This is a genomic window from Brachyspira pilosicoli (genome assembly GCF_019402445.1).
In the GTDB taxonomy this organism is placed as follows: Bacteria; Spirochaetota; Brachyspiria; order Brachyspirales; family Brachyspiraceae; genus Brachyspira; species Brachyspira pilosicoli_B.
Genome location: NZ_SRZM01000175.1, coordinates 1 through 3,529 on the forward strand (window position 1 = coordinate 1; position 3,529 = coordinate 3,529).

A 3,529-nucleotide genomic window follows, 5' to 3' on the forward strand; every position below is an offset into this window, starting at 1 on the left:
GTGGGGGCAAAGCCACCACAAATAAAAAAACTTAAAAATATTTTTTAAATACATAAAATTTTTAGTATATTATCAATTTTCGTTTATATATGATAATAATGTGTTGTATTGTACTTTCATCTCTTCTGGTATTTTAGGGTCGTCTAATAATTTTTCTAAATATTTTTTAGGCTCTTCCTTTTCGCCTGCCAATACCATTGTTACTGCTTTATAATAATGTGCTATATAAACTTCCTGAGAGTTTGGATATTCTTTTATAATTCTGTCAAAATAAGAATTAGCTGTATCATAATCATTTTTTTGTGCTCTCATCAAACCAAAGCCTAATATATATTTAGACATAGCTTCTTTTGATATAGCTTTTTTTTCTAATAAAGCATTGAATATTTTTGAAGATTCTTCTTCGTTGCCTGATTCCATATATAAATCTAATTTTTCTAAACTAGGCTCTTTACTTTGAAGAACAATTCTTATTTTTTTTAGCTTTTCTTGAGCATTCTTCATGTATGGCACAAACTTTTCACCTTCTACATATCCGCCAACATTCTCTAAAACAAAACCGTCATGGCTAATAAAAAGTATAGTAGGAAAACCTTGAACTCCATACTTCTGAGCTATATCAGCACCCTCTTTAGATGTTTCTGGATTAAGTTTAACAGATACCATTCTCTTAGCAGCATCAATTACTTCTTTATTAGCATAAGTGTTTTTATCCAACTCCTTACACCAACTGCACCAATCAGTATATACATCTATCATTATAGGCAAATCTTTATCTTTAGCTTTTTTTACAGCAGAAGCTAAATCTTTTTCCCATTTTATAGCAGCATAAGAATCATTACAAGAAATAGTAAAAGCTATTACAATCAATGAAAAAATCATCATTATATTTTTATTCATAATTCTTTGGTCCTTTATAATAAGATATTTAATATTTATAATATATTATTTTTTATAAAAAACAAGAAGGGGATAGTGGGTATATATTATTCTTTATTGTTATTATTTTCATTTAGAGATTTTAATTTTTCTCTGATATCTGATGTTGTTTTTAGGGCGTCTTCTTTTTTCATTTTTGGTTGTTTGAAAATTGTTAGAGTTTGGTCTAATATGTTTTTAAAACTATCTTCCACAGTATTTTCTTTAGAATTAACATACATCATTTTTATTTGGTCTTTCATTTCTTTATCTTCTATTTTTGAAAGCAAATTTATATTATGGTCAGATACTGATATTAAATACATTTCATTTGCTATTTCTATAATAGAAACATATCTGTTTGATGCGATGGCAGTGGTAGCTAATACTTTTATAATTTCATTAGAACCAGATACCTTTTTAGTTTTATTTTTTAAATATATAAATACAATGTATATTCCAACTAATGTTATTATAAAACCAATAATAGCCCTTATAAACATAGATGTGGTGCTTACATTTGCTCTGTTTTCTATATTTCTAATGTCTTGAAGTATAGCTGGTTCATTGTTTGTATTATTTATTGTGTTTTCCTGAATATTAAAATAATTTGATTGAATAGTATCATTTGTTATGTTATTAGTATCTTGTGAATATAGAAGAGATATTGTGAGTATAGTAAATAATAATATTTTTTTTATCACAGATATTCCAATGCGGAGAGAGCGGGATTCGAACCCGCGGTAGGGGTTGCCTACGACAGTTTAGCAAACTGCTCCCTTCGGCCTCTCGGGCATCTCTCCAAATATTATCAATTATTAGTTTATCTATATTAACATAAATAAGTTTTTTAGTCAATATAGTTTGTTAGTTTTATTAAAATATATGTATATTAATTTTTTAAGCAACTAATAGTAATTAAAAAATATTTTTACATAGTGAATTTATATGATATCTACTATATTATAATTATATAAACTGAATGGAGAATAGAATTATGGCTAAATATAAACCAAAAACAAAAGAAGAATTAGAAAAATTAGTATATGCTGATGGAATAAAACTCTATGATGTAGATACTAGTCTTATAACAGATATGAGCGAGCTTTTTTATAAAAGTAGCAGAAAAGATTTTGAAGGCATAGAAGATTGGGACGTTTCTAATGTTGAGGATATGTCTTATATGTTTGCATATATGAGTTATGATAGTTTTGAAAGCCGTTCTAAAGCTAAGTTTAATCATAATCTTAATAAATGGAATGTATCTAAAGTTAAGCATATGAGTTTTATGTTTTATTATTGTAATGATTTTAATCAGCCTTTAGATAAATGGGACGTTTCAAATGTTGAGGATATGTTTAGAATGTTTGATAATTGTAAAAAATTCAATCAGCCTTTAAATAGTTGGAATGTATCCAATGTAACAAATATGAGCGGTATGTTTCAGGTAGCTGAAAGTTTTAATCAGCCTTTAGACAAGTGGGACGTTTCTAATGTTACAACTATGAGGGCTATGTTTAATTATGCTAAAGCTTTTAATCAAGATATAAGTAATTGGAATGTTAGTAAAGTCGAAGATATGGGTTATATGTTTAGTATATGCGTTAATTTTAATCAGCCTCTTAATGATTGGGAGGTATCTAAAGTAAAAACTATGGAAGGTATGTTTAGAAGTGCTTTCAAATTCAATCAGCCTTTAGATAAATGGAATACTTCAAAGGTTGAAAATATGCATGAGATGTTTAATGAGGCTTTAAAATTTAATCAGCCTTTAAATAGCTGGAATGTTTCCAATGTAAAAACTATGGAATGTATGTTTCGCGGTACTGAATCTTTTAATCAGCCTTTGGATAAATGGGATACAAAAAAATTAAAAACGATGTTTGGAATGTTTGACTTTGCCAAAGGTTATAATAGTTTTGACTCATTATCAAATTGGGATTTAAGTAAAGTATCAGAAATGAGTAATTTATGCTTTGGCAGATATGAAGAGTTGCCTTTAAGAATCAAAGCATATCTTCAGGCATTTTATGGTTCTTATAAAGATTATTTAACTATCACAAAAGAGAATGTAAGAGAAGTATATAATACTATATCGAAAGACACAAATAAAAAAGTTTTGTCATTAAAAAAGAGATTAGAAAGCGAGTTTAGTGAAGAGCTTTCATCTGTTACTAATAATTATAATTTCAAAACTATAGAAGAAGCAGAAAAATATGTTGAAGATAATTATAATAAAAAAGATGATAAAAAGGTAAGCTTTATAAATGATTACAAGGTTTTAATAAAAGACAAATCAAGAGAAGTTGAAAATAAAGTTTTAAAATATATATATTTGGAATATTTGCTTCTTAAAAGAGATGTTAAAAGATTAACACAAATTGACAATATAATTAATTTACTTGATAAAGAATCATTTATAGAGTTTATTAAAAATGTTTATGAGAAAACTAATAAAGAAACTGCTGCTTTTATTTATGGAATATATGGATGCGATGAAGCTTTATATAATATATATAAAAAAGAACAAGATACAAAACTTTCTCTTTTAATAATTAAACTAAATAGTGAAAGTAAGTATGCACTTAGGTTATTATATAAAATATATACA

The 3,529-nt window shown here is 26.4% G+C and carries 3 protein-coding genes and 1 tRNA gene; 1 reads left to right on the forward strand and 3 read right to left on the reverse strand.

The window, feature by feature from the left end; genetic code table 11:
- Positions 1-72: 72 nt before the first annotated feature.
- The 3 genes from E6A48_RS06590 to E6A48_RS06600 all read right to left on the reverse strand — a co-directional run bounded on the left by E6A48_RS06590 (position 73) and on the right by E6A48_RS06600 (position 1,721).
- Positions 73-900 (reverse strand): thioredoxin family protein, encoded by an 828-nt coding sequence (locus E6A48_RS06590; protein WP_219709251.1) that lies wholly within the window; start codon positions 898-900, stop codon positions 73-75.
- Between the two features lie 86 nt (positions 901-986).
- Positions 987-1,622 (reverse strand): flagellar biosynthetic protein FliO, encoded by a 636-nt coding sequence (locus E6A48_RS06595; protein WP_219709252.1) that lies wholly within the window; start codon positions 1,620-1,622, stop codon positions 987-989.
- 13 nt (positions 1,623-1,635) lie between these two features.
- A tRNA-Ser gene (locus E6A48_RS06600) sits at positions 1,636-1,721 on the reverse strand.
- A 194-nt stretch (positions 1,722-1,915) separates the two neighbouring features.
- On the opposite strand from E6A48_RS06600, the gene E6A48_RS06605 reads away from it, so the two are divergent.
- Positions 1,916-3,529, forward strand: a 1,614-nt coding sequence (locus E6A48_RS06605) for a BspA family leucine-rich repeat surface protein (protein WP_219709253.1), incomplete at its 3' end; no start/stop codon positions are given.